This is a genomic window from Variovorax sp. Varisp41 (assembly GCF_047325085.1).
Lineage (GTDB): Bacteria > Pseudomonadota > Gammaproteobacteria > Burkholderiales > Burkholderiaceae_C > Variovorax.
The window spans coordinates 18,635-43,997 of the sequence record NZ_CP168541.1 but is presented as its reverse complement, the minus strand read 5'-3'; the positions used below and the strand labels follow the sequence as shown (position 1 = coordinate 43,997).

Here is a 25,363-nt window from a genome sequence, read left to right as displayed (position 1 = left end):
CCTTTCATGCGGACGGCGTGGCGATATCGCTATCGCCCAGCAGCGGCTGCGTGCCGGTGTAGCGGGCCGCGCCCGACAGCACCCCCTGGAAGTCGCTGAGCGCCTTGCCGACCTCGACGCCGTGCGGCCCAAGGCGGAACTCGCGGATCGACTGCTCGTGCGCGTTGGTGCGGCTCTTGATCACCGAGATCGCCTTCAGCAGGTTGCCGCGCGCCTCGAAGTACCTGAAGTTCAGCATCGCGTCGCTGAGGTAGCTCAGGTCCACGTCGGCGCGCACCTCGCCCACGGTGCCGTGCAACGAAAGGATCAGCAGCGTGGTGAGCCCGCGCAGGTTCAGGTAGGCCAGCAGCTCGTGCATCTGCAGCACAAGGTACTTGCCGCCGGGCATGGCGTGCAGGTAGGCATTGAGGCTGTCGATCACCACCATCTGCACGCCGTCCTGCTCGACCGCCATGCGCACCGAGTGCGCGAACTGGCCCGGCGAGACCTCGGCCGGGTCCAGTGTGCGGATCGTGATGTGGCCCGAGCTCATGTAGGGCTCGACGTCGAGCCCCAGCGCCCGCGAGCGCTGCCGCAGCGTGCCCAGGCCTTCGTCGAACAGGTAATAGGCCACCTTCGCGCCGCGCCGCGCGGCCGCCACGGCGCAGCTGATCGCGGTGGTGGTCTTGCCCACGCCCGCAGGGCCCGCCAGCAGCAGGCTGCTGCCGGGTGTCAGCCCGCCGCCCAGCAGGGCGTCGAGCGCCGCGGTGCCGGTCGAGACCGAGCGCTCGTCGATCCGCTGCTCGTGTTCGCTGGCCACCAGCCGCGGAAACACCTGCAGCCCGCCGCGGTCGAGGTTGAAGTCGTGCTCGCCGCTGCGGAACTTCACGCCGCGCAGCTTCACCACGCGCAGCCGCCGCTTGTCGGCGCCATAGTCGTTGGTGTTCTGCTCCAGGTGCAGCACGCCGTGCGCGATGCTGTGCAGGTGCTGGTCGCCATCGCCGCCCGAGCGGTCGTCGAGCATCAGCACGGTGCAGCCGCGCTGCGCGAAGAAGCGCTTGAGCGCGAGGATCTGGCGCCGGTAGCGCAGCGCGCTCTGGGCCAGCAGCCGCATCTCCGACAGGCTGTCGAAAACCACGCGCTGCGGCTTCTGCTCGTTGACCAGGCGCATCACGTCGCGCGTGGTCTCCCCGAGCTCGAACTCCGAGGGATGCAGCACCGTCTGCTCGGCCTCCTCGCTGAGTCCCTCGTCGCTCACCAGGTCGTAGACCTCGATGCCCTCGAGCGACCAGCCGTGCGAGGCAGCCACCTCGGCCAGTTCCTCGGAGGTTTCGGACAGCGTGACGTAGAGCCCGCGCTCGCCCGCGGCGCGGCCGGCCTGCAGGAACTGCAGCGCGAGCGTGGTCTTGCCCGTGCCCGGCGTGCCCTCGACCAGGTAGAGGTGCTGCGCGGGCAGCCCGCCGCCGAGGATGTCGTCGAGGCCGGGGATGCCCGTGGAGGTGAGTGAGGATGGCATGACAGCGGGCGCGGTTTTTCTGGAAGCAAAGCCCTTTGGGGGCTCCTGCACGGATTTTCCCGTGCCGCCTGCGCCGCCAGAGGGGCGGTTCGGGCACTTCGCGTGTAAGCCGCCGCCTCGTGAAGGCGCCGCGCGGCGGCGCCGTGCCACCGCGATCGGTGGCGCTCAGCCGTGCGCGATCGCGGCCCAGGCCGCGGCGAACAGCGTCGAGCCCGCGGCAGCCAGCAGCCCGCCCACCAGCCATTTGAGCGTGCGCGGCTGCAGCCGGTTGGGCAGCCGGTGATGCAAGCGCGTGGCGGCATAGACCACCGGCATCGCGCAGGCCGCGAGCAGCGCCGCGTGCCACGAGAAGTGCCCGGTCGGCACCACGATCACGAGCCGCACCAGCGAGTTGAACGCGAACATCAGCAGCAGCGCGCGCCGCACCAGCTCGCGGTCCAGCGGCTGCCGGTACATGTGGAACACGATCGGCGGCCCCGAGCTCGAGAACAGCCCGCCGAGCACGCCCGACAGGCAGCCGACGATGGCGAAGCTCTTGCGCCCCGAGATCGCCGGCAGCGGCTTCGCCTGCAGCACCAGCAACACCGCGCAGCCCAGGATCGACACCCCCAGCAGCGCGCGCAGCCAATCGACCGCGCTGCCGCTGAGCCAGGTCAGCAGCATCAGCCCGACGATCACGCCCACCGTGCTGCCATTGAGCGCCGGCTTCATCAGCTGCCACGGCACCGGGCCGGGCCGCGCGCGAAAGTAGGTCCAGGCATTGATCAGGCTCAGCACCGTGGCCGCGTTGGCCGCGTCGCTGACGCTCGCGATGTGGAACACCGAGACCAGGCCCAGCAGGATCAGGCTGAAGGCGAAGCCGGTGAGGTTCTGGGCGTAGGTGGCGAGGGCGACGCAGGCCATGAAGGCCAGCACCGGGCCGGCGCCGGAGAGGAGGTCTTGCACGGGGCGGCCTTCAGCGGCGCGAGGCGGTCAGGCCTTGGCTGGCGTCGGAGGCTTTGCGAAGCGGCGGGAACGCGCGAGGGCGCCGAGACAGCGATCCGGCGGGATCGGGAACGAACGAGGACACGGGCGAAGACATGGGGAAAGCGGGGGGAGGCGCGGTCGCGGCATGGAGGCGCCTGCAGGCATGGCCGATGTCGGCGACGACATCGGCCCGCCATTATAGGTGGGGCACCTCGGGTGCCCTGGACGCCAAACCAAACGCCTCCTACGCGCCGCCGGCCTTCTCGCTCCCGGCCCCCTGCACCATGGCATCGAGGTACCCCGCCTCCAGCAACAGCCGCCTCACCTGCGAATCCACATGCGCATCCGACAACGCCGGATGCCACTCCCCGTCGCGCCTCCAGCGCCACAGCATCGCGACCACGGTCGAATCGATGTTCGGGAAGACCTCGAGCAGCAGCGAGCCGAAGTCCTGCCGACGGGCGACCAGCCCGCGCTGCAGCAGGTCCTCGAAGACCTGCGTGGGTCGTGCGTCCGACAGCAGCCGACGCAGCTCGACCTGCCTGAGGTCCAGTTTGCTCATGGTTCTGGAAAGGGGTCCATTGACGATGGGAAGGCCGGGGCCGCGACGGGCGGCGCACGGCGGCGTGCCTTTCAGGATCGCCCATCGATCGCGCATTCGCAAGCCGGTGGCGATTGCCATGGCGCGCGCCCCGGATAGATAGCTTCCCGAAAGCTTCGCTGCCTAGGCTGGTCGGCTCCTTCCTTCTCCGACGTCGTGCCCGCACGGTCGGTCCTTGCCGCCGCACCGATGAGCCTGCGTCCTCCCGCCTCCCGCCGCCGGGTCCTCCTGGTCCTTCTTGCCCTGCTGGCCGTCGCCGGCGGGGCCTTCCTCGCCTGGCGCGCGACACGGTCCGACGCCACGCCGCCCGCGCCGGCCACCGGCGCAGGCAACGCCGCGACCGCCACCGACCCCGAGCAGCTGCGCTACCCGAAGGGCGCGGCCCAGCTCGCCATGATCCGCGCCGAGGCCATGCCGCGCGTGCCGCTGCCGCTGGCCGAACCGCTGAGCGCGCGCCTGGTCTACGACGAGGACGCGACGGCGCGCATCGGCGTCGGCTTCTCGGGCCGCATCGTGGCGCTGCGCGTGGGCCCCGGCGACAGCGTGCGCGCGGGCCAGGTGCTGGCCGACATCGATTCGCCCGACTACGGCACGGCGCGCGCCGACCTCGGCAAGGCGCTGGCCGACGAGAAGCGCAAGCAGCTCGCGGCCGAACGCGGGCGCGAGCTGGCGCCGGGCGACGCGATTCCGCGCAAGGACCTCGAGGCGCTCGAGGCCGACCATGCGCAGGCGGCGGAGGAAGTGGAGCGCGCGCGCCGGCGGCTGCAGAACATGAATCCGCGCGGACTGCGCGGCGAGGGCCAGCGCCTGCAGCTGGTCAGCCCGATGGACGGGCTGGTCGCCGAGCGCACGGCCACGCCGGCACTCGAGGTCGCGCCGGGCATGGCGGCGCCGCTGTTCGTGGTGACCGATCCGCGGCGGCTGTGGCTGATGATCGACCTGCCGGAACGACTGCTGGGCCGGATCAAGCTCGGCAGCGCGGTGAGCGTGGAGTCGGATGCCTATCCGGGCCGGCGCTTCGCCGCCACGGTGCGCCAGGTCGGCCATGCGGTCGACACCAACACCCGGCGCGTGCCGGTGCGCGCGCAGCTCGACAACGCCGGGCTCGAGCTGCTGCCAGAGATGTTCGTGCGCGCGCAACTGCTGCAGGAAGACGGCAGCGGCGTGCGCGTGCCCAACGAGGCGCTGGTCAACCGCGGCGTGCACAACTATGTGTTCGTCGAGGAGTCGCCCGGTGCGTTCCGGCGCCGCCAGGTCGAACTGCTGGCACAGGGCAGCGACCGCAGCTACGTGCGCGAAGGCCTGGCCGGCAACGAGCGCGTGGTGACGGCGGGAGCGCTGCTGCTCGACGCCGAGCTCACGACCCGCGCGAGCGAGCGGCCGTGATGCAGCGGCTCATCGCCTTCGCGCTGACGCAGCGCGTCTTCGTGTTCGTGCTGGTCGCGGCGCTGGTCGGCTTCGGCGGCTACGCGGCCTCGAACCTGCCGATCGAGGCCTTCCCCGACGTGCAGGACGTGCAGGTGCGCGTGATCTCGCAGCGCACCGGCGCGGCGCCGCAGGACATGGAGCGCTCGGTCACGCTGCCGATCGAGCGCGAGGTGGCCGGCATACCGCGGCTGTCGAACGTGCGCTCGGTCACGATGACCGGGCTGTCGATCGTGACCTTGACCTTCGCCGACGGCACCGACGACTACTTCGCGCGCCAGCAGGTGCTCGAGAAGCTCTCGACCGTCGACCTGCCCACCGGCGTGCAGCCGCAGCTCGCGCCGCTGTCGACGGCCGTCGGCGAGATCTACCGCTACACGCTCGAGGCGCCGGGCCTGTCAGAAGTGGAGGCGCGCACGCTGCAGGACTGGACCGTGCGCCCGTTCCTGCGCATGACGCCCGGCGTGGCCGACATCGTCACCTTCGGCGGTGCGCTCAAGGAATTCCAGATCGAGGTCGACCCGGTGGCGCTGCGCAAGTACCAGGTGACGCTGGACCAGCTCGGCCAGGCCGTCTCGAACGCCAACGGCAGCGCGGGCGGCGGGCTGATGCGCCGCGGCGACACCTCGCTGGTGGTGCGCGCCAGCGGGCTGTTCGACAGCCTCGCCGACATCCGCGCGGCGGTGGTCGCCTCGCGCCAGGGCCGGCCCGTGACGGTGGCCGACCTGGCGCAGGTGCGCGAGGGCGAGCGCCCGCGCCTGGGCATCGCCGCGGCCGGCCAGCGCGACAGCATCGTCGAGGGCATCGTCTCGATGACCAAGGGCGGCGACCCGGCGAAGATCAATGCCGAGCTGCGCCAGCGCATCGCGCAACTCGAGCCACGCCTGCCGGCCGGCGTGAAGATCGTGCCGATCTACGACCGCACGCAGCTCGTGCACCACACGGTGGCCACGGTGGTCGAGAACCTGGTGGTGGGCGCGCTGCTGGTGGTGGCGGTGCTCGTGATCTTCCTCTCGAGCTGGCGCGCGGCGCTGGTAGTGGCCACCGTGATCCCGCTGGCCCTGCTGTTCGCCTTCATCCTGATCACCGCGCGCGGCGTGTCGGCCAACCTGATCTCGCTGGGCGCGGTCGACTTCGGCATCATCATCGACAGCGCGGTCGTGATCGTCGAGGCGCTGATGGTGCGGCTCGCGGCCAAGAGCGCGCTCGACGCCGATTCGCCCGAGGCGCGCCACCAGCGGCTGGGCGTGCTGCACCACACGGTCAGCGACCTCGCGCACCCGGTGCTGTTCTCGAAGGCGATCATCATCCTGGCCTTCGTGCCGATCTTCACCTTCCAGCGCGTGGAGGGAAAGATCTTCACGCCGGTGGCCCTGACCCTGAGCTTCGCGCTGCTCGGCGCGGTGCTGCTGACCTTCACGCACCTGCCCGCGCTGCTGGCCACGGTGCTGCAGCGCCGTACCCTGGCCGAGAAGCACAAGCCCTGGCTGGACTGGCTGCAGGCGCGCTACCGCGGCCTGCTCGCCGCGACCATGCGCCACGCCGGCCGCACGCTGTGGCTCGCGGCGCTGCCCGTGGCACTCGCGCTGGGACTGGCACCGCGGCTGGGCAGCGAGTTCCTGCCCAAGCTCGACGAGGGCAACATCTGGCTGACCATCACGCTGCCGACCTCGGCCGCGCTCGAGACCACCAAGCAGGTGGAACGCAGCGTGCGCGCCACCCTGCTGACGTATCCCGAGGTGGCGCGGCTGATCAGCCAGGTCGGCCGGCCCGACGACGGCTCCGACCCGAAGGGGCCGAACAACCTCGAGATCCTGGTCGATCTGCAGCCGCGCTCGGGCTGGCGCTTCGCGGGCAAGGAGGCGCTGATCGCCGACATGTCGGCCAGGCTGGAAGACATCCCCGGCATCAGCACCAATTTCTCGCAGGTAATCCAGGACAACGTCGAGGAGTCGCTATCGGGCTTTCGCGGCGAGATCGTCGCGAAGGTGATCGGCAACAACCTCGACATCCTCGACGAGCTCGGCGAAAAGGTGGCCACCACTTTGCGCGGCATTCCCGGTGCCACCGACGTGGACAGCACGCGTATCGGCGGGCAGAGCGAGCTGGTCGTCACGCCCGACCGCGCGCGGCTCGCGCGCTACGGCCTCACGGTCAACGACGTGGACAACGTCATCGGCCAGTCGATGTCGGGCAGCTCGACCACCAGCTTCTACGACGCCGACCGCCGCTTCGACGTGGTGGTGCGGCTCGCCCAGCCGCACCGCGACAGCGTGGACGCGGTGCGCGGACTGCAGCTCGCCGTGGCCGGCACGCAGGTCGGCAACGGCCCGGGCACCATCTCGCTGGGCGAGGTCGCGAACGTCGAGGTGCGCCAGGGCGCCTCGCGCATCTTCCGCGAGTCGGGCTCGCGCATGGTCATCGTCAAGGTCAACCTGCTGGGCCGCGACCAGGGCAGCTTCGTGGAGGAGGCCCAGCGCACCGTGGCGCGCCAGGTCGCGCTGCCGCCGGGCTACCAGCTGGTGTGGGGCGGTCAGTTCGAGAACTCGCAGCGGGCCGCGGCGCGGCTCGCGGTGATCGTGCCGTTCACGGCGCTGCTGATCTTCTCGCTGCTGTTCTGGGCCTTCCGCTCGGTGCGGCTGGCCTCGCTGGTGTTGGGCATGGTGCCGTTCACGCTGGTGGGCGGGCTCGCGGCGCTCGGGCTCGCGGGCCTGCACCTGTCGGTCTCGGCCGCGGTCGGGTTCATCGCGGTGGCGGGCATCTCGGTGCAGAACGGCGTGATCATGGTCGAGGAGATCATGGCGCGCGTGCGTTCGGGCGCGGCGGTCGCGACGGCGATCGTCGAAGGCGCGACGACGCGGCTGCGCCCGATCCTGATGACGGCGCTGATGGCGGGCCTGGGCCTGCTGCGGGCCGCGCTCTCGCACGGCATCGGCAGCGAGACGCAACGGCCCTTCGCCTGCGTGATTGTGGGCGGCATCGTCACCGGCACGCTGTTCACGCTGCTGGTGCTGCCGGTGGCGATCCGCCGCTTCGGCGATTTCTACGACGAGCCGCAGCAGGCGCGCGAGGCGCGCCCGGCGGCCGCGCCCTGATGCACCGGAGCCCGCGATGAAGCACGCCTCCACCTCCCCGTTCCGTCCCCGCGTTCGATCGATGCTTGCGCTGGCCTGCGCGGCGCTGCTGGCCGGCTGCACGGTCGGCCCCGATTTCCGGCGCCCCGATCCGCCCATGGCGAAGGGCTATGCCCCGTCGGCGCTGCCGCTCGACACCGTGTCGGCACCGGTGCCCGGCGGCGATGCGCAGCGCTTCGCGCCCGGGCGCGACATCCAGGCCGACTGGTGGACGCTGTTCGGCTCGCCGCGCCTCGACGCGCTGATCGCGCGCGCGCTCGCGCGCAGTCCCACGCTCGAGGCCGCGCAGGCGGCGCTGCGCGCGGCGCAGGAGAACGTCTACGCGCAGCGCGGCTTCTTCTATCCCACGGTCGGCATCGGCTACTCGCCCGCGCGCACCAAGATCGCGGGCAACCTCGGCGGCAACTCGCCGGGCGTGCAGGGCAACGGCAGCGTGATCTCCACCTATCAGGGCACGCCGGCCAGCGAGGGCGGCAGCGCGCCCTTCAACGCGCCGGTGATCTACAACTTCCACACCGCGCAGCTCACGGTCGGCTATGCGCCCGACATCTTCGGCGGCCAGCGCCGGCAGCTCGAGAGCCTCGAGGCGCAGGCGCGGATGCAGCACTACCAGCTCGAGGCCGCCTACCTCACGCTGGCCTCGAACCTGGTGGCGGCCTCGATCCAGGAGGCGCTGCTGCGCCGGCAGATCGCGATCGCCGAGGGCATCGTCGAGGCCAACGAGCAGGCGGTGGCGCTGCTGCAGCGCCAGCTGCGGGCCGGCTACGCGGCGCGGCAGGACCTGGCGCAGCAGGAGCTCGCGCTCGCGCAGGCGCGCCAGCAGCTGCCGCCGCTGCGCAAGCAGCGCGAGCAGACGCGCAACCTGCTGCGCGCGCTGGCCGGCGACGGCCCCGACGAGGACCTCGCGATCGACTTCGACCTCGATGCGCTGGTGCTGCCGCGCGAGCTGCCGCTGGCCCTGCCCTCGCGCCTGGTCGAGCAACGGCCCGACATCCGCGCCGCCGAGGAGCAGCTGCATGCCGCCAGCGCGCAGGTCGGCGTGGCGGTGGCCGACCGCCTGCCGCAGTTCTCCATCGATGCGAGCTGGGGCGGCGCGGCCAGCCGGCTCGGCGAGATGTTCCTGAAGTCGGGGCGCTTCTTCAGCCTCGCGGGCAGTGTCGGGCAGACCCTGTTCGACGGCGGCACGCTCGAGCATCGCCAGCGCGCCGCCGAGGAGGGGCTGCGCCAGGCCGATGCCCAATACCGCGCGACCGTGATCGCGGCGCTGCAGAACGTGGCCGACACGCTGCAGTCGATCCAGGCCAACGCGCAATCGCTGCGGGACGCGGCACTGGCCGAGGAGAAGGCCCGCGTCGCGCTGGACCTCACGCGGCGCCGACTCCGGCTCGGCGACGTCGATCGCCTCGCGCTGCTCAACGCGCAGCAGGCCCACGACCAGGCGGTGCTCGCGCGCGTGCAGGCGCAGGCCGCGCGGCTGGGCGACAGCGCCGCGCTGTTCCAGGCCTCGGGCGGCGGCTGGTGGCAGCGCACGCCGAAGTCGTGAACGCGCCGCCGCTGGCCGACAATGGCGGCCCACCCGCTCGCCCGCCCCGCCGCCTCGCACCGCGATGCTCCTGCTGCTGATCGAAGACGACCCCGTGATCTCGCGGGAACTGCAACTGCGCTGGCGCCAGCGCGGCTGGGTGGTGCGCGGCTGCGGCGACCTCGCCGAGGCCGACCGCGCGCTCGCCGAGCGCGAGGTGCAGGATTTCGAGCTCATCGTGCTCGACCTCAACCTGCCCGACGGCGACGGCCTGGACTGGCTGCGGCGGCTGCGCCAGCGCGACCGCCTCACGCCCGCGCTCATCCTGACCGCGCGCAGCCGCGTGGCCGACCGCGTGCTGGGCCTGCAGGGCGGTGCCGACGACTACCTGGTCAAGCCCTTCGCGCCCGAGGAACTCGACGCGCGCATCGAGGTGCTCGGCCGCCGCGCCCAGGTGGCGCGCGGCGACCACCTGCACTACGGCCGGCTGACCTGGCGCGGCGACCTGGGCCGGGCCTATGTGGACGACCAGGCGCTCGACCTGGCGCCGCGCGAGTTCGAGGTGCTGGGCCTGCTGATGCAGCGCGCGCCGCGGCTGGTCGCCAAGCGCGCGCTGATCGATGCGCTCGCCGAACGCAACATCGAGCTCGGCGACAGCGCCTCCGAGATCTACGTCTCGCGCCTGCGCCGCAAGCTGGTCGACGCGGGCGTGCAGGTGCGCACGATGCGCGGCTTCGGCTACATGCTGGTGCTCGACACGGCCGCCCCCGGCGCGCCGCAGGCCTGATGGAAGCCTTGCCGCCGCAACCGCCGCGCCGCATCCGCTGGTTGCGGCGCGAGCTGCTGCTGCGCCTGATGCTGCCGCTGATCACGATGATGGCCGTGGCCGGCGGCTTCGGCCTCCACTACACGCACGAGGTCATCGAGCGCGTGTTCGACCGCTGGCTGCTCGATGCCGCGCGCTCGAGCATCGCGCTGCTGCGCTACGACGACCGGGGCGTCGCGACGATCGACATGTCGCCGCAGCTCAAGGCCATGCTGCTGTTCGACGAGATCGACCAGAACTGGTTCAGCGTCACGCAGTCCGGCCGGCTGCTGGCCGGGCAGCCCGGCCTGCCCGACGGCGGCACCGCGCGCGTGCACTACCGCCGCGGCGAAGCCTTCGATGCCGCCTACCTGGGCCAGCCGGTGCGCGTGGTGCGCGTGGAGTTGACGCGCCCCGGCGCCGCGCCGGTCACGATGCTGATGGGCGAGACCCTGACCAAGCGCCATCGCGCCGAGCAGGAGCTCTGGGTGCTGCTGTGGCCCGTCGTCGCGCTCGTGGTGGCCGCCGCGCTGGCCATCGCGATCGCGGTGCGTCGCACGGTGCGGCCGCTGCAGGCCATCGCCACGCGCTGGAACGAGCGCTCGCATGCCTCGCTCGACCCGATCGGCGTCGACGAGGTGCCGCGCGAGCTGCAGGCCTTCGCGAGTTCGCACAACGAGCTGCTCGCGCGCATCCGGACCATGCTGGCGCGCGAGCGGCAGTTCGCCGCGACCGCGGCGCACCAGCTGCGCACCTCGCTGACCGGCCTGCAGCTCGGTCTGGCGCGCGCCACCGAGGCGCCCGATCCGCAGGCGATGCGGCGCATCGTCGACGAGCTCGGCGGCTCGATCCAGCGCTCGGGGCGGCTGGTGCAGCAGCTGCTGAGCTTCGGCGCGCTCGACCCCGAGGCGCGCGCCGATCTCGACCGGCGCCGCATCGATCTCGTCGCGCTCGCGCAGGACGTGGGCGCCACCCACATCGAGCAGGCGTCGGCGCGCGCGATCGAGCTGGAGCTCGCCGCGCCCGAGCGGCCGGTGTGCGTCGCGGTGCAGCCCGAGCTGATCGCCGATGCGCTGAGCAACCTGCTCGACAACGCGATCCGCTACACGCCGTCGGGCGGACGCGTGCTGGTCGAATTCGAGACCGAGCCGCCGGCGCTGCGCGTGAGCGACTCGGGGCCGGGCATTCCCGAGGACGAGCGCGAGGCGGTGCTCGAGCGCTTCGTGCGCGGCCGCGACGCGACCGGCGACGGCAGCGGCCTGGGGCTGGCCATCGTGCGCGACATCGTGGCGATGCACGGCGCCACGGTGACGCTGTCGGACAGCGCCTGGGGCGGCCTCGCGGTCACGCTGCGCTTTCCGGCCGGCGACTGAGTACGGGCTCAGGGCCCGCGGCCGCAGGCGATGGCGGGGGCTGCCCGCTCGTCGTCGGGCAGCACGATGCCCCAGCGCATGCGCACGCTGCGTTCGGGGCCCTCGCCGGCCCAGGGCAGCTCGATCGCCCCGCCGCAGTCCACGGTCTGCATCAGGGGCTGCAGCGGCGGACCTTCGGAACGGAAGGCCGGCGTATCCAGCATCAGCACCATGCCGCCCTCGCGCGCCAGCGTGCCCGGTGCCAGCCACGGCGAGGTGCGTTCGTCGCCATCGATCAGCAGGCGCACGCCGGGATCCATGCGCAGCGCGATGGCGCCCGCGAACCAGGTGTCGCCGACCAGCAGCCGCAGCGGCCGCTCGCCCCGGTGCGCGCGCCAGGTCGCCTCGACCGCGTCCGCGATGCGCTGCGTCGGCAGGTTGGCGCGCGTGACGTGGCCCAGCCGCGTGCTCCCCACGCCGTCGACCCAGGCACAGGCCCAGGCGGCCGTGACGTGCAACAGCGCTGCGACTGCCAGCATGGCGCTCCAGCGGCGCCGGCTCCAGCGTTCCGCGTCGAGCCAGGGCAGCGCGGCCGCCACCCATACGCCGGCCGGCAGGAAGAAGGTGGTGAGCCAGGCCGGCACCAGCCGCGAATGCAGCAGCACCGAGGCCGCCAGCACCAGCGCGGTGGGACCGAGGGTCGCCCAGGCGAGGAAGCGCCGGTCGAAGGCCGCGGGCATCGGTGCCGTTGGCCCCGCCGCCGCCTCGCGCCGCTGCGCGATCCAGGCCCAGCCGACGAACAGCAGCATCGGCGACAGCCGCGCGAGCTGCACCAGCAGCACGCGCAGCGGCCGCGGCAGCAGGTGTCCGCCGCCCGGGCCATGGACCGCATGCACCGAATGGCGCGCATAGGCCACCGTGGTGTCGCCATGCTGCAGCACCCACCACAGGTGCGGCGACAAGAGCAGCAGCGCGAGGCCGGTGGCCAGCAACAGGTCGCGCCGCACGCGCGCGTCGCGCCACAGGCCCTGGCGGACCACGAAGCCCAGGCCCACGGCGAACTGCACCGCGGCGCTGTACTTGGTGAGCATCGACAGCGCCGCGAACAGCCCGAGCCAAACCCAGTCGGCGCGCCCGCTGCCGGCCGGCCGCAGCACGCGCCACAGCATCCACCAGTAGCCCGCGAGCGGCAGCAACTGCACCGTGTTGTGGTTGTAGACCACCGCGCGCTGCACGTGGTAGGTGACCAGCGTGCCCAGCAGCAGCGCGAAGGCGGCGCGCGCCGGCGTCATCATCTCGCGCGACCAGCGCCACAGCAGGTAGAGCGCGCCCACGCCGCAGCCCACGCCGGCCACGTAGGTCAGCCACGGCTGGCGGCCGAACAGCGCCAGCGGCAGGCTCAGCAGCCAGCTCGGCAGCGGCGGATGCTTGTAGTAGCCCCACTGCAGGCTGCCGCTCCAGAACAGCTCCTCCACGTTGTCCCACGGCGGCGTGAGGTCGAGCGCGACCATCGGCCAGGCCCAGGCGAGCACCAGCGCGACGAGCAGCGCGGGCACCCAGCGGTCCAGCGGCGGGCGAGCCGTCTCGACGGCAGGAAGAAAGCGGCCCGGCACGGGCGTCGATCCAGGATTCATGGGCGGGATTTATAGGGGCCGCACCCCACCGGCGCCTGACTTCGCGTGGTGCTCACCACGCGTCGGCGGGCGCCGGCCACGAGAGCGGCCGCAGCGGCGCCTCGCAGTCGCGCACGTCGACGCGCACGGTGTCGCCGACCCGCAGGTCCGGCGGCAGGCGCGTGGTGCCGAGTGCGCGCGTGCGCAGCCCGCCGTCGTGGTAGCGCACGACCGCATAGGGCTCGTTCGCGCCCGCCTGTGGCGCGCAGTCGCGGTACATGGCATGCGCGAGTTCGCCGGCGCGGCCCAGGGCCTCGACGCGCCCGGTGCGCCAGCCCGCCACGAAGTCGGCATGGCTGGTCCCGAGCCCGGCGCAGCCGGCCAGCGCGAGCAGGCCGGGCGCCAGCGCGCAGGCGATGCCACGCATCAGCCGCGTGCCCCCACCGCGGCCGTGGCCTGGATCTCCACGCGGTACTCCGAATCGATCAGCCTGGCCCCCACGGTGGCGCGCGCGGGCGTATGGCCGGCGGGCACCCATTCGTCCCACACCGCGTTCATCGCGGCATAGTCGCCCACCGTGCGCAGGTAGATCGTGACGCTGACCAGGTTCTCGCGCGTGGCGCCCTCGGTGCCGAGCAGGTCGTCGATCTGGCGCAGCACCTGGCGCATCTGGCCGGTCACGTCGAGCGAGGGGTTCTCGGCCACCTGCCCCGACAGGTAGAGCAGGCGGGCGGTGCCGAGGTCGACGGCCACCATCTCGCTGAAGCGGGGGCCCATCTCGTGGCGGACGATGTTCATGGCGTTGCGGACGAAGAGGATGCGATGGAGGAAAGCGTCGGCGACGCCGGATCGGCGGGTGCGTTCCACCAGCCGCCGCCGAGCGCCTGGAACAGCGCGGCCGCGTCGGTGAACCGCTGCGCGCGCGCCTGCACGAGGTTGATCTCGGCCTGCGCCTGCTGCTGTTGCGCGAGCAGCAGCGCGAGCGCGCTGGCATCGCCCCACTGCAGCTGCGCGCGGGTGCGCGCGAGCGCCTGCGCGGCGGTGCGCTCGGCCCGCACCGATGCCTGCAGCGCGCGCGTGTCGGCATCGATGGCAGCCAGCGTGTTGGCCACGTCCTGGAAGGCCGCGAGCACGGTCGCGCGGTACTGCGCGGCCGCCTCGTCGAACGAGGCGCGCGCGGCCGCCTCGCGGTGGCCGAGCGCGCCGGCGTCGAACAGCGGCTGCGCGACGCCGGCCGCGACGGTCCAGAACATCGCGGGCGAACGGAACAGCTGCGACAGCGTGTAGGCCGAGGAGCCGAGGTTGGCGCTCAGCGTCACGGCAGGCAGCCGCGCGGCCACTGCCACGCCGATGGCCGCGCTCGCGGCCTTCAGCTGGGCCTCGGCGGCGCGCACGTCGGGCCGGTGCTCGACCAGCAGGGCAGGCAACGCGAGCGGCAGCTCGGCGGGCAACTCCAGCGTATCGAGCTCGAAGCGCGCCGCCACCTCCTCGCTCGGGTAGCGGCCGCCGAGCACCGCCAGCTGGTGGCGCTGCTGCGCGAGCTGCTTGTCGAGCGCGGGCACGGCGGCCTCGGTCGCGGCCAGCAGGGCGGCCTGCGCCTCCACGTCGGCCTGCGCGACCTGCCCCAGCGCGAGCTGGCGGCGATAGGCCTGCAGTACCTGCGCCTGGCTCTCGGCGATCGCCAGCGTGGCGCGCCGCTGCGCCCGCAGCGAGGCCTCGGCGATCGCCGCCGCCACCACGTTGCTGCTGAGCGTGAGCCGCGCGGCGAGCGCCTGGAAGCGCTGCGCCTCGGTCTGCGCGCGCGCGCCCTCGACCTGCCGCTGCGTGGCGCCGAACACGTCGGGCGCATAGCTCACGTTGAGCTGCGCCGTGTGCAGCGTGTAGAGGCTCGCGTTCGACGACACCGGGCTCGCGACCGCGTTCGCCACCCGCTGGCGCGTGGGCGCGAGCCCGGCCGTCAGCACCGGCCAGAAGGCCGCGCGCTGGGCCGCCTCGTTCTCGCGCGCCGCGCGCAGCGCCGCCTCCGCGGCCTCGACACCGGGATTGCCGGCCAGGCTCTGCGCCACCAGCGCATTGAGCGGCTCGTTGCGGAAGGCGGCCCACCACTGGGCCGGGATGTCGAGGCCGGGCGACAGCCGCGGCAGCGGCACGCCCTCGCCTTCCTCGGCCACGGGCGGCGCGGCCGTGTAGCGCGCGGGCAGGTCCAGCGGGGGACGCGCGTAGTCGGGGCCCACGGCGCAGCCGGCCAGGCACAGCGCGACGGCCAATGCAACAGGGATGTTCTTGTTCATCGTTCTCCCCCTTCAGCGATCGCGCCGCGGGCGCAAGCCCCAGCCCTTGCGCTCGAACAGCCGTTCCATCGCGTAATAGAAGGCCGGCAGGATGAACAGCGTGAGCAGGGTCGACACCACCAGCCCGCCGACCACCACCGTGGCCAGCCCGCGCTGCACATCGGTGCCCACGCCCGTGGCCAGCGCCGCGGGCAGCATGCCGACCGAGGCCACCGAGGCCGTCATCAGCACCGGGCGCAGCCGCTCGGTCGCGCCCTCGAGCACCGAGGCCCGCAGCGCCAGCCCCTCGCCGCGCACGCGGCGGAAGTTCGCGACCATGATGATCCCGTTCTGTATCGACACGCCGAACAGCGCGATGAAGCCCACCGCGGTCGCCATGTTGAGCGTCTCGCCCGCGAGGTGGACCGCGATCAGCCCGCCGAGCGTGGCCATGGGCACCACGCCGAGGATCAGCGCCACGTGGCGGATCTTGCCGAACTGGAAGAACAGCAGCACCGCCATGATCGCGACCACGATCGCGAGCGACACGCCCAGGCGCGCCTGCGCGCGCTGCTGGTTCTCGAACTGGCCGGCCCATTGCAGCCGGAACTTCGCCGGATCGAAGGGCACCTCCTTCGCGATGCGCGCGCGCGCCTCCTCGAGGTAGGAGGCCAGGTCGCGGTCGCGGTTGTCCACGCGCACCGTGATCTGGCGCTCGTTCATCTCGTGCGAGATGGTGCTCTCGCCGGTCTGCAGCCGGATGTCGGCCACCTGCGCCAGCGGCACCTTGGTGCCGTTGGAACCGTTGAGCAGCAGCGCGCCGAGGGCTTCGGTGCCGCCCTTGGCGCTGCGCGGCAGCTTCACCGACACGTTGTAGGTGCGCGCCCCCTCGTACACCGTGATGACCGGCGCGCCGCCGATGCCGGTCTGCACCAGGCTCGCGACGTCGGCCGCGCTCACGCCGCGGCGCGCGGCCGCCTCGCGGTCGAGCCGGATCACCACCTGCGGGATCGGCGGCTCCTGGAACAGCGAGGCCGAGGCCGTGCCGCGCACCGTGCCCAGCAGCTCGACGATGCGGTTGCCGATGCGCCGGCTCTCGGCGAGGTCGTCGCCGTAGATGCGCAGCACCAGCGGGCTGTGGGCGCCGCCGACGGCATCGTTCACGCCGTCGATGATCGGCTGGCTGATGCCCACGTCGAAGCCCGGCATGCGCGCGAAGCGCTCGCCCAGCATGCGCACGAAGTCGGCCTTGTGCATGCCCGCGGGCCATTCGGCGTAGGGCTTGAGGCCCACCGGCACCTCCATGTGCGAGGGCGTCCAGGGGTCGGTGCCGTCGTCGTTGCGCCCGAGCTGCGTCACCACGTACGAAACCTCCGGGTACTCGAGCAGCACATGGCGCAGCTCGGTGGCCATCTCGCTGGCCTTGTCGAGCGACAGGCCCGAGGGCAGCTGCACCTGCAGCCACAGCGCGCCCTCGTCGATGTCGGGCAGGAACTCGCGCCCGGCCGTGGCGCCGAGCACGGCCACCGCCAGCAGCGCGGCCACGCCCAGGCCGTAGGCGATGGCGGGCATGCCCAGCAGCAGGTCGAGCGCACGCCGGTAGGCCGAGGTGAGCCACAGCAGCGGCCGGTTGACGAAGGGACGCCGCGGCTTGCGCAGCGCCACGTAGGCCAGGCTCGGGATCAGCGTGAGCGCGCACAGCAGCGCGCCCACGAGTGCGTAGCCGACGGTGAAGGCCATCGGCCGGAACAGCTTGCCCTCGGCGCGCTCGAAGGCGAACAGCGGGAAGTAGGCCGTGATGATGATCAGCGTGGCGAAGAAGATCGGCCCCGAGACGTGGCTCACGGTCTCGAGGATGTTGCCCTCGGTGAGCGTGGCGTCCGGCTCCTCCTCGCGCCGCCGCAGGATCGCCTCCATCACCACGATGGCCCCGTCCACGATGATCCCGAAATCGATCGCGCCGAGCGAGAACAGGTTGGCCGGCATGCGCGTGAAGTGCATCACGATGAACACCGTCACCAGCGACATCGGGATCGCCATCGCCGCGACCACCGCGCTGCGCGGGCTGCCGAGGAACAGGATGAGCACGAAGCACACCAGCGCCATGCCCTCGAGCACGGTGTGCGTCACCTTGTCGACCGTGAGCTTCACGAGGTCGTCGCGGTCGATGTAGGGCACGATGCGCACGCCCAGCGGCGCGAGCTCGGCCTGCAGCGCGTCGATCTTGCGGTGCACGCCCTCGAGCACGCGCGAGGGGTTCTCGTACTTGAGCATCAGCACGATGCCCTCGATCGTGTCGGGGTCGGTGTTCTTGCCGAGGATGCCGCCGCGCTCCTGGTGCCCGAACTGCAGCCGCCCGAGGTCGCGCACCAGCACCGGCGCGCCGCCGCTGTTCGACACCATCACCGCGCCCAGGTCGTCGAGCGAGCGGATCTGGCCGATGCCGCGCACCACGTAGCTCTGCTCGCCGCGCGCGATGCGCCCGCCGCCCGCGTTGGCGCTGCCATTGTTGATCGCCGTCACCACGTCGTTGAGCACCAGCCCGTGCGCCTGCAGCCGCGCGGGATCGAGCTCGAGCTGAAACTCGCGCGTGAAGCCGCCGAAGTTGTTGACGTCGACCACGCCCGCCACCTGCTTGAGGGCCGGGATCACCTTCCAGCGCTGCAGCTCCGACAGCTGCATCAGGTTCATGCGGTCGGACTCGAGCGTGTAGCGGTAGATCTCGCCGGCCGGCCCCGCCACCGGCCCGAGGCCCGGCTGCGCGCCCGCGGGCAGGCTGACCTGGCCGATGCGCTCGGTCACGCGCTGGCGCGCGAAGTAGTCGTCGGTGCCGTCCTTGAAGGTCAGCGTGATCAGCGACAGGCCGAAGGTGCTGCTCGAGCGGATCGAGGCCAGCCCCGGCGTGTTGCTCAGCGCGCGCTCCAGCGGCGTGGTGATCTGCTGCTCCATCTCCTCCGAAGCCAGGCCGTTGACCTGCGTCGTCACCTGCACCGTGACGTCGCCGAGGTCGGGGTAGGCCTCGACGGTCATCTGCGTCCACGACCAGGCGCCGAACAGCACCAGCGCGACCGACAGCGCCCAGGCCAGGTGGCGACGGCGCAGGAACTGGGAGATGACGAGGTTAATCATTGAGCAGCACGCCGCCCTGGACCACCACGCGCTCGCCGGCCGCGAGGCCGCCGCGGATGCGCACCCGCTCGCCGTCCTCGCGTCCGAGCTCGACCGGGCGCCGCTCGAAGGTCCATGGCTGCACCTCGACGAACACGCTCACGCTGTCGTTGTTCATCAGCAGCGCCGAGCTCGGCACCTGCGGCTGCGCGGCCTGCGGCAGCTCGATCTGCGCGGTCGCGAACATGTTGGGCCTGAAGCTGCCGTCGGCGTTGTCGAAGGCGATCCGCGCGCGCGCGCGGCGCGTGTCGGCATCGAGCAGCGTTCCGACGAAGCCGACCGTGCCCGCGAAATGGCGCCACGGCTGCGAGGCCAGCGTCACCGTGGCCTTCTGGCCCGCGGCCACCTGCCCCAGCAGGTTCTCGGGCACGCCGACGCCGACCCAGACCCGCTCGAGGTTGGAGACGGTCATCAGCGCCGCGTTGGTGTCGTTGAGCACCGCGCCGCTCGCGACATTGAGCGCGGTGACGGTGCCGGCCATGGGCGCGACGATCCGCAGCACCCGGCCGTCGCCGCCGTCGCCGGCACCGATGCCGCGCAGGCGCGCCTCGCTGCGCCGCAGCTCGGCCGTCTGCTGCACCACTGCGCTGCGCGCCGCCTCCACGTCCTTGGCCGCGTTGGAGCCGGCCTCGTTGACGCCCTGCGCCCGCGCGAGCGCGCGCTCGGCCAGCGCGAGCGCGTCGCGTGCCTTCTGCGCGTCGGCCACGGCCTGGGCGAGGTCGGGCGAGCTCATCGTCGCGAGCAGCTGGCCCGCGCGCACCGTGTCGCCGAGGCGCACCTGGAGCGCGAGCAGGCGCCCGGCCAGCGGCGGCAGGATGTTGACGGTGCGCGCCGGGTCGGCCTCCACCGTTGCCGGCAGGCTCAGCAGGTGCGAGCTCGTGCTTTCGCCGATGGCGTCGACCCGCAGCCGCTCGCGCAGCGGGGAGCCGGCGGGCACGCTCAGGCGGTGGCCTTCGCGCACCAGCAGCGGCGCGGGCGCGGGCACGGCGGGCGCACTGTGCGCCGCGGCATGGAACCAGCCGGCGTACAGGGCCGCGCAGGCCAGGGTGCCGGCAATGGCATGCGCGAGGATGATCTTGTGGGGAGGCTTCTTCATGGCGTTGGATACGTCGCGGCGCGGCTGGCTGCCGGCACCGGCGCGAGCGTAGGAAAACGCGGCTGAAGATTTCCCAAAGAAATCCTGAAGACGGCTTCAGGATCGTGGCAGCGGGCGGTCAGGTTGCGACCCGATGATGGCGCGCCATGCGAATCCTGTTGATCGAAGACGACCGCAAGGCGGCCCGGCTGCTCGCGCGCGGCCTCGAGGAGGAAGGCTTCGTGGTCGACGCGGTGCACAGCGCCGAGGAAGGCGACGAGCGGGCCTTCGTGCAGGCCTACGACCTGCTGGTCCTGGACTGGATGCTGCCGGGGGGCGACGGCCTCTCGCTGTGCCGCGAGCTGCGCCGGCGCGGCTGCGCGACGCCGGTACTGATGCTCACGGCGCGCGATGCGCTGCGCGACCGCGTCGAGGGCCTGAACACCGGCGCCGACGACTACCTGACCAAGCCCTTCGCCTTCGACGAACTGCTGGCGCGCGTGCGCGCACTGCTGCGCCGCCCGGAGAGCATGCGACCGGCGATCCTGTCGCTGGCCGACCTGAGCCTCGATCCGCAGCGCCAGCGCGCGCAGCGCGGCGGCGCGGCGCTGGACCTGACGCACAAGGAGTTCGCGATCCTGCACATGCTGCTGCGGCATGCCGGCGAGGTGGTGAGCCGCGCGCGCCTGGCCGAACAGGTCTGGAAGGACGACCTGATCGGCATCGACAACCTGATCGACGTGCATGTGGGCAACCTGCGCCGCAAGGTCGACGCGGCACCGGCGCCGCCGCTGATCCGCACGGTGCGCGGCCGCGGTTTCCGGCTCGCGGCGGACGACGGCCATGCTTAGCCTGCGCCGGCGCCTGGTGCTGGTGCAGGTGGGCGTGACCGTCGCGGTCATGGCCATCGCGGCCTTCGGCGCCTATGCGGTGTTCGCGCGCAACGTGCACCGCGAGCTCGACGCCGCGCTGCTCGCACTGGCCGAGACCGAGCTCGGCATGCTGCTGTCGGCCGACGCGGGCAGCGCGGCCACGGTGCACGAGGCGCCCTCGGGACCGGGCGCGCCCTCTTTCGTGCGGCTCGACCGGCTGGTGCAGATCGTCGGCCCCGATGGCCGCGTGCTCGCGCGCAGCACCAACCTCGGCGAGGCCCAGTTGCCGATACCGCCGCTGCTGCGCGAGCGGCTCGCCGCGGGCGAGACCGTGTTCGAGACGCTCGAGGGCTTCGGCGAGGAACCCACGCGCATGGTCTCGGTGCCGGTGCCCGGCCGCGCGGCGACGCTGGCGGTGCAAGTGGCCGGCTCGCTCGACGACGTCAACCGCACGGTCGCGATGGCCAGCGTGCTGTTCCTCGTGCTCGGCGGCGCGCTGCTGCTGGCGCTGGGACTGGCCGGCACGCTGATCACGCGGCGCGCCTTCCGCGCCATCGACGAGGTGGTGCAGCAGGCGCACCGCATCAGCGACGCCAACCTCAGCGAACGGCTGCCGAGCCCTGGCACGGCCGACGAGGTCGGCCGGCTCGTCGAGACGCTCAACGCGATGCTGGCGCGCATCGAGCACGGCATGGAGGCGCAGCGGCGCTTCACCGCCGATGCCTCGCACGAGCTGCGCTCGCCGCTGTCGCGGCTGCGTACCGAGCTCGAGCTCGCGCTGCGCCGGCCGCGCGAACCCGCGGCTTATGTCCAGACCCTGCGCTCGGCGCTCGACGAGGTGGAATCGCTCTCGCTGCTGGTGGAGGAACTGCTGGTGCTGGCCCGCATCGACGCGGGCCAGGAGCGCGAGGCCGCGGAGACCGTGGCGCTCGACCGGCTGGCCGAGGAAGCGGTGCGGCGCCTCGAGCCGATGGCGCGCGAGCGCGGCATCCGGCTGCGGCTGGAGCTGCTCGCGCCGGTGGCGGTGCGCGTGGCGCGCGGCGCCGCGAACCTCGCGCTGGCCAACCTGCTCGACAACGCCCTGAAGTTCTCGCCCGATGGCGGCACCGTGCACGTCGACGTGTTCGCGCCACCGGGCAGCGGCGAGGCCGTGGTGCGCATCGCGGACCACGGTCCCGGCATCCGCAGCGACGAACTGCCGCACCTGTTCGAGCGCTTCTACCGCGGCGCCGGCGCGCGTTCGGACGAGACCACGCCGGGCCTGGGCCTCGGGCTCGCGCTGTCGCAGGCCGTGGTCCAGGGGCATGGCGGCCGCATCGAGGCGATGAACGCACCGGGCGGCGGCGCGCGCTTCGAGCTGCGGCTGCCGCTGGCCGCGGCGTGGCCGGAGCCGCCGATGCTGACCCCGCACTGACCGCGCGCAAAGGGTCGCGTCGCGCACATGGAATTGAGTGCTTTCCTATGCACAAGCTCGTAATCTCCAGCTCATTCTTCGTCACGGCATCCGAGGTGCCGCCGATCCATCCATGAACGCCCCCCTCTCCGAATCGAGGCTGCAGAGGCCGCAGGTCGCCCTACCGAGCATCTCGTGCGTCGTTCCGTGCTTCAACGAGGCGCGGAACCTGGGCACGCTGTTGCCGGAACTCGAGCGCATGCTGCGCGCCACCGGGTTGCGTTGGGAGGTGATCGTGGTCAACGACGGCAGCACCGACGACACCGACCTCGTGCTCGGCGCGTGGTGCGAGCGGCCCGGCATCCGCGGCCTCTCGCTGTCGCGCAACTTCGGCAAGGAAGCCGCGCTGACCGCCGGCCTGGGCGCGGCCCGTGGCGACGCGGTGGTGCTGCTCGACGGCGACATGCAGCACTCGCCCGCGCTGGTGCGCGCCATGATCGACCAATGGCGCGCGGGCGCCGAGGTGGTCTACGCGGTGCGCGAGGACCGCCGCGACGAGGGGCCGCTGAAGACCTGGAGCACGCGCCTGTTCTACCGGCTGCTCAACGCCTCCGACCGCTTCGCGGTGCCCGAGAACGCGGGCGACTTCCGCCTCATGGACCGCAAGGTGGTCGATGCGCTGCTGAAGCTGCCCGAGCGCAGCCGCTTCATGAAGGGCCTGTACGCCTGGGTCGGCTTTCGCGCCGTGGCGCTGCCCTACACGCCGGCGCCGCGCGCCGAGGGGCGCAGCCGCTTCAACGCGCGGCGCCTGTTCAAGCTCGCGCTCGACGGCCTGACCTCCTTCACCACCTGGCCGCTGCGCATGGTCAGCGTGGCCGGCCTGATGCTCGCGGTGCCGGCCTTCGGCTACGGCAGCTACGTCGTCCTCGACTACATGTGCTTCGGTAACGAGGTGTCGGGCTGGTCGACCATCGTCGTGAGCCTGATGTTCTTCATCGGCGTGCAGATGATCTCCACCGGCATCCTCGGCGAGTACGTCGCGCGCATCTTCGAGGAGGTCAAGGGCCGGCCCGTCTACGTGGTGCGCGAGCAGCGCGGCCACGGCCTGGAAACCGAGGAGCCATGACCGCCCCCGCGGCCGTAACGCAACGGCTTTGCATCTGCGCCGACGACTTCGGCATGAGCGCGGGCATCAATGCGGCGGTGCTCGACCTGATCGCGCGGCGCAATCTCTCGGCCACCGGCTGCCTGGTGCTGCGCGAGGCCTGGCCATGGGGCCTGCCCGCGCTGCGGCGCGTCGATGCCGCGCGCGTCGACGTCGGCCTGCACCTGGACCTCACGCCGCCGCGGGCACCGGGCGCCGAGGAGCCCGGCCTGTGCCCGCTGGTGCTGCGGTGCTACGCACGGTCGATGCCGCGGGAGCGCCTGCGGCAGACCATCGCCGAGCAGCTCTCGCGCTTCGAGGAGGGCGTGGGCCGCGCGCCCGCCTTCGTCGACGGGCACCGGCATGTGCACCAGCTGCCGATGGTGCGCGAGCTGCTGCTCGACGAGGTCTCGCGCCGTTATGCGGCGGCGCCGCCGTGGCTGCGCAACACGCGGCCCGGCGGCATAGCGCTCAAGCCCCGGGTGATCCACGCGCTGGGCGGCCGTGCGCTGGTGCGCGACGCCGCGCGGCGCGCGATCCCGACGAGCCGGGGACTGCTGGGCGTCTACGACTTCGCGGGCGGGGTGGCGGGCTACCGGCGGCGCCTGCTCGCCTGGCTGTCCGCCGCGCGCAGCGGCGATGTGCTGATGTGCCATCCCTCGCTGGCCGAGGATGCGGGCACGCCGCACCAGGAGGCCCGGGCGGCGGAGTACACGGTGCTGGCGGGCATGGCGTTTCCATGGCGCGATCCCCGCGGCGGGCAGGTCGAGCTCGCGGCGTTGTCGGCGGGCGGCCTGCGGACAGGCGCCTGAGATCCGGCCAGGGCGCCGTCGCCGCGCGTCATGCAGTTTGATCGGCCCGGTCATGCCGTGCGCCGACCCGGCTTCGTATCCTCGGACCATTAAACGAGAGACAAGGTCCGCGCCACCCGAGGTGGCCAGGGCCCCACGGAGACCGTCTTGCCACCGAAAGAACCTGTCCTTGACGGCCTGGCGCGCTTCGCCGCCGAGGCCCCCGCACGACCGGCCGCCATCCTGGCCGAGACCGGCGAAACGCTGGACTACGGGCGCCTGCACGAACGCTCGGCGCGGCTCGCGCGCTTCCTCGCGGCCCGCCTCGAGGCCGGCGAGGTGGTGGCGATCCTGCTGGGCAACCGGCTCGAATACTTCGAGCTGACCTTCGCCGCGCGCCGCGCGGGCCTCTATTACGTGCCGATCAGCACGCACCTCACGCTGGGAGAGATCGACTACATCCTGCGGGACTCGGGCGCGCGCATCCTCCTGACCGAGACGGCGCTGCGGCCCTGGGCCGAGCGCGCGGCCTGGCCGGAACAGCTCGACGAGGTGCTCTGCATCGACGCCGACGATCCGGTCGACGGCGCCGCGAGCTACCGCGCGCTGGTCGAGGCCGACGGCCCGGTGCCGCCGCTGCCCGACCGGCCTTTGGGCCTGGACTTCGCCTACTCCTCGGGCACCACCGGCCGGCCCAAGGGCATCAAGCACAAGCTCGAGGACCAGCAGCTGCGCAAGGCGCTCGCGGGCGACTGGCTCTCGTTCTTCGCCTTCGATCCGGCGAGCGTCTATCTCTCGCCCGCGCCGCTCTACCATGCGGCGCCGCTGCGCTTCAGCGTGCGCTGCGTGGCCTTCGGTGGCACGGTGGTGCTGATGCGCCGCTTCGATGCCGAAGGCGCGCTCGCCGCGATCGCACGCTGGCGCGTCACGCATTCGCAATGGGTGCCGACGATGTTCATCCGCCTGCTCGCGCTGCCGGCCGAGCGCCGCGCGGCTCACGACCTCTCGAGTCACCGGCTGGCGCTGCATGCGGCCGCGCCCTGCCCCATCGAGCTCAAGCGCCGCATGATCGACTGGTGGGGCCCGATCGTCTGGGAGTACTACACCGGCTCGGAGCGCGCCGGCGCCACCGCGATCTCGGCGCCCGAATGGCTCGCGCACCCCGGCTCGGTGGGCCGCGCGAAGCAGGGCGTGCTACACATCGTCGGCGACGACGGCGGCGAATGCGCGCCGATGGTCGATGGCCTGGTCTGCTTCGAAGGCGGCCCGAGCTTCGCGTACCACAACGATCCAGTGAAGACCGCCGAGACCCACACGCCGCAGGGCTGGGGTACCTTCGGCGACATCGGGCACGTCGATGCCGAGGGCTACCTCTACCTCACGGACCGGCGCGCCAACATGATCATCTCGGGCGGCGTGAACATCTATCCGCAGGAGGCGGAAAACCTGCTGCAGGACCACCCGCTGGTGCACGAGGTGGCCGTCATCGGCGTGCCGCATGCCGAGTTCGGCGAGGAGGTGAAGGCCGTGGTCCAGCTCAAGGACCCCGCGCTCGCCGATGCCTCGACCGCGCAGCAGCTCATCGAGCACTGCCGCGCCCACCTGTCGGCCATCAAGTGCCCGCGCAGCGTGGACTTCGCGACCGAGCTGCCGCGCACCGAGACCGGCAAGCTGCTCAAGCGCGTGGTGCGCGACCGCTACCGCGCGCTCGCGGCACCCGCTTCCCAACCGTGACGG

At 72.5% G+C, this 25,363-nt stretch carries 19 protein-coding genes; 10 read left to right on the top strand and 9 right to left on the bottom strand.

Annotated features, from left to right (window positions below; genetic code table 11):
• Positions 1-4: 4 nt before the first annotated feature.
• The 3 genes from ACEN9J_RS31370 to ACEN9J_RS31360 form a co-directional block, all read right to left on the bottom strand.
• The gene (locus ACEN9J_RS31370; RefSeq protein ID WP_261216814.1) at positions 5-1,495 is read right to left on the bottom strand and encodes an ATPase domain-containing protein; all 1,491 of its coding nucleotides are present in this window, start codon (positions 1,493-1,495) and stop codon (positions 5-7) included.
• A gap of 165 nt (positions 1,496-1,660) precedes the next feature.
• Positions 1,661-2,440, bottom strand: a complete 780-nt coding sequence (locus ACEN9J_RS31365; RefSeq protein WP_296736033.1) for a sulfite exporter TauE/SafE family protein — start codon at positions 2,438-2,440, stop codon at positions 1,661-1,663.
• A 265-nt stretch (positions 2,441-2,705) separates the two neighbouring features.
• Positions 2,706-3,023, bottom strand: coding sequence for a hypothetical protein (locus ACEN9J_RS31360; protein WP_057597541.1), 318 nt, complete (start codon positions 3,021-3,023; stop codon positions 2,706-2,708).
• A 228-nt stretch (positions 3,024-3,251) separates the two neighbouring features.
• On the opposite strand from ACEN9J_RS31360, the gene ACEN9J_RS31355 reads away from it, so the two are divergent.
• The 5 genes from ACEN9J_RS31355 (at position 3,252) to ACEN9J_RS31335 (ending at position 11,321) form a co-directional block, all read left to right on the top strand.
• The gene (locus ACEN9J_RS31355; RefSeq protein ID WP_261217598.1) at positions 3,252-4,448 is read left to right on the top strand and encodes an efflux RND transporter periplasmic adaptor subunit; all 1,197 of its coding nucleotides are present in this window, start codon (positions 3,252-3,254) and stop codon (positions 4,446-4,448) included.
• On the top strand, positions 4,448-7,582 hold the full coding sequence (locus ACEN9J_RS31350) for an efflux RND transporter permease subunit (RefSeq protein WP_413765221.1): 3,135 nt from the start codon (positions 4,448-4,450) through the stop codon (positions 7,580-7,582). Before ACEN9J_RS31355 ends, ACEN9J_RS31350 begins: the two co-directional genes overlap by 1 nt.
• Positions 7,583-7,598: 16 nt before the next feature.
• The gene (locus tag ACEN9J_RS31345) at positions 7,599-9,164 is read left to right on the top strand and encodes an efflux transporter outer membrane subunit (RefSeq protein WP_413765220.1); all 1,566 of its coding nucleotides are present in this window, start codon (positions 7,599-7,601) and stop codon (positions 9,162-9,164) included.
• Positions 9,165-9,228: 64 nt separating this feature from the next.
• Complete coding sequence (locus ACEN9J_RS31340; RefSeq protein WP_261217609.1) at positions 9,229-9,930, top strand: response regulator transcription factor; 702 nt, start codon at positions 9,229-9,231, stop codon at positions 9,928-9,930.
• A complete protein-coding gene (locus ACEN9J_RS31335; protein WP_413765219.1) occupies positions 9,930-11,321 on the top strand; it encodes a sensor histidine kinase in 1,392 nt (463 codons plus the stop codon). Before ACEN9J_RS31340 ends, ACEN9J_RS31335 begins: the two co-directional genes overlap by 1 nt.
• 8 nt (positions 11,322-11,329) lie before the next feature.
• Here ACEN9J_RS31335 and ACEN9J_RS31330 read toward each other — a convergent pair whose 3' ends face one another.
• Genes ACEN9J_RS31330 through ACEN9J_RS31305 form a run of 6 tightly spaced genes read right to left on the bottom strand, consistent with a single transcriptional unit; the run spans position 11,330 to position 19,447 of the window.
• Positions 11,330-12,934, bottom strand: coding sequence for an ArnT family glycosyltransferase (locus tag ACEN9J_RS31330; protein WP_413765218.1), 1,605 nt, complete (start codon positions 12,932-12,934; stop codon positions 11,330-11,332).
• Between the two features lie 52 nt (positions 12,935-12,986).
• Positions 12,987-13,340 carry a hypothetical protein gene (locus ACEN9J_RS31325; protein WP_413765217.1) on the bottom strand — a complete coding sequence of 118 codons (354 nt, stop codon included), beginning with the start codon at positions 13,338-13,340 and terminating at the stop codon, positions 12,987-12,989.
• The gene (locus tag ACEN9J_RS31320; RefSeq protein WP_057595081.1) at positions 13,340-13,711 is read right to left on the bottom strand and encodes a RidA family protein; all 372 of its coding nucleotides are present in this window, start codon (positions 13,709-13,711) and stop codon (positions 13,340-13,342) included. Before ACEN9J_RS31320 ends, ACEN9J_RS31325 begins: the two co-directional genes overlap by 1 nt.
• Positions 13,708-15,204: an efflux transporter outer membrane subunit gene (locus tag ACEN9J_RS31315; RefSeq protein ID WP_413765216.1), complete on the bottom strand. Its 1,497-nt coding sequence runs from the start codon at positions 15,202-15,204 to the stop codon at positions 13,708-13,710. Before ACEN9J_RS31315 ends, ACEN9J_RS31320 begins: the two co-directional genes overlap by 4 nt.
• Before the next feature lie 12 nt (positions 15,205-15,216).
• Entirely contained in the window at positions 15,217-18,312 is a 3,096-nt protein-coding gene (locus tag ACEN9J_RS31310) for an efflux RND transporter permease subunit (protein WP_413765215.1), read from the bottom strand.
• A complete protein-coding gene (locus ACEN9J_RS31305) occupies positions 18,305-19,447 on the bottom strand; it encodes an efflux RND transporter periplasmic adaptor subunit (protein WP_413765214.1) in 1,143 nt (380 codons plus the stop codon). Before ACEN9J_RS31305 ends, ACEN9J_RS31310 begins: the two co-directional genes overlap by 8 nt.
• A 146-nt stretch (positions 19,448-19,593) precedes the next feature.
• Between ACEN9J_RS31305 and ACEN9J_RS31300 the strand changes: the two genes are divergently transcribed.
• The 5 genes from ACEN9J_RS31300 (at position 19,594) to ACEN9J_RS31280 (ending at position 25,360) form a co-directional block, all read left to right on the top strand.
• Positions 19,594-20,277, top strand: a complete 684-nt coding sequence (locus tag ACEN9J_RS31300) for a response regulator transcription factor (protein ID WP_413765213.1) — start codon at positions 19,594-19,596, stop codon at positions 20,275-20,277.
• Positions 20,270-21,712 carry a sensor histidine kinase gene (locus tag ACEN9J_RS31295; RefSeq protein WP_413765212.1) on the top strand — a complete coding sequence of 481 codons (1,443 nt, stop codon included), beginning with the start codon at positions 20,270-20,272 and terminating at the stop codon, positions 21,710-21,712. The genes ACEN9J_RS31300 and ACEN9J_RS31295 overlap by 8 nt, the downstream gene beginning before the upstream one ends.
• A gap of 112 nt (positions 21,713-21,824) precedes the next feature.
• Complete coding sequence (locus tag ACEN9J_RS31290) at positions 21,825-22,817, top strand: glycosyltransferase family 2 protein (protein ID WP_057595087.1); 993 nt, start codon at positions 21,825-21,827, stop codon at positions 22,815-22,817.
• On the top strand, positions 22,814-23,647 hold the full coding sequence (locus tag ACEN9J_RS31285) for a ChbG/HpnK family deacetylase (protein WP_413765211.1): 834 nt from the start codon (positions 22,814-22,816) through the stop codon (positions 23,645-23,647). Before ACEN9J_RS31290 ends, ACEN9J_RS31285 begins: the two co-directional genes overlap by 4 nt.
• 147 nt (positions 23,648-23,794) lie before the next feature.
• The gene (locus ACEN9J_RS31280; protein WP_413765210.1) at positions 23,795-25,360 is read left to right on the top strand and encodes an AMP-binding protein; all 1,566 of its coding nucleotides are present in this window, start codon (positions 23,795-23,797) and stop codon (positions 25,358-25,360) included.
• Positions 25,361-25,363: the final 3 nt, after the last annotated feature.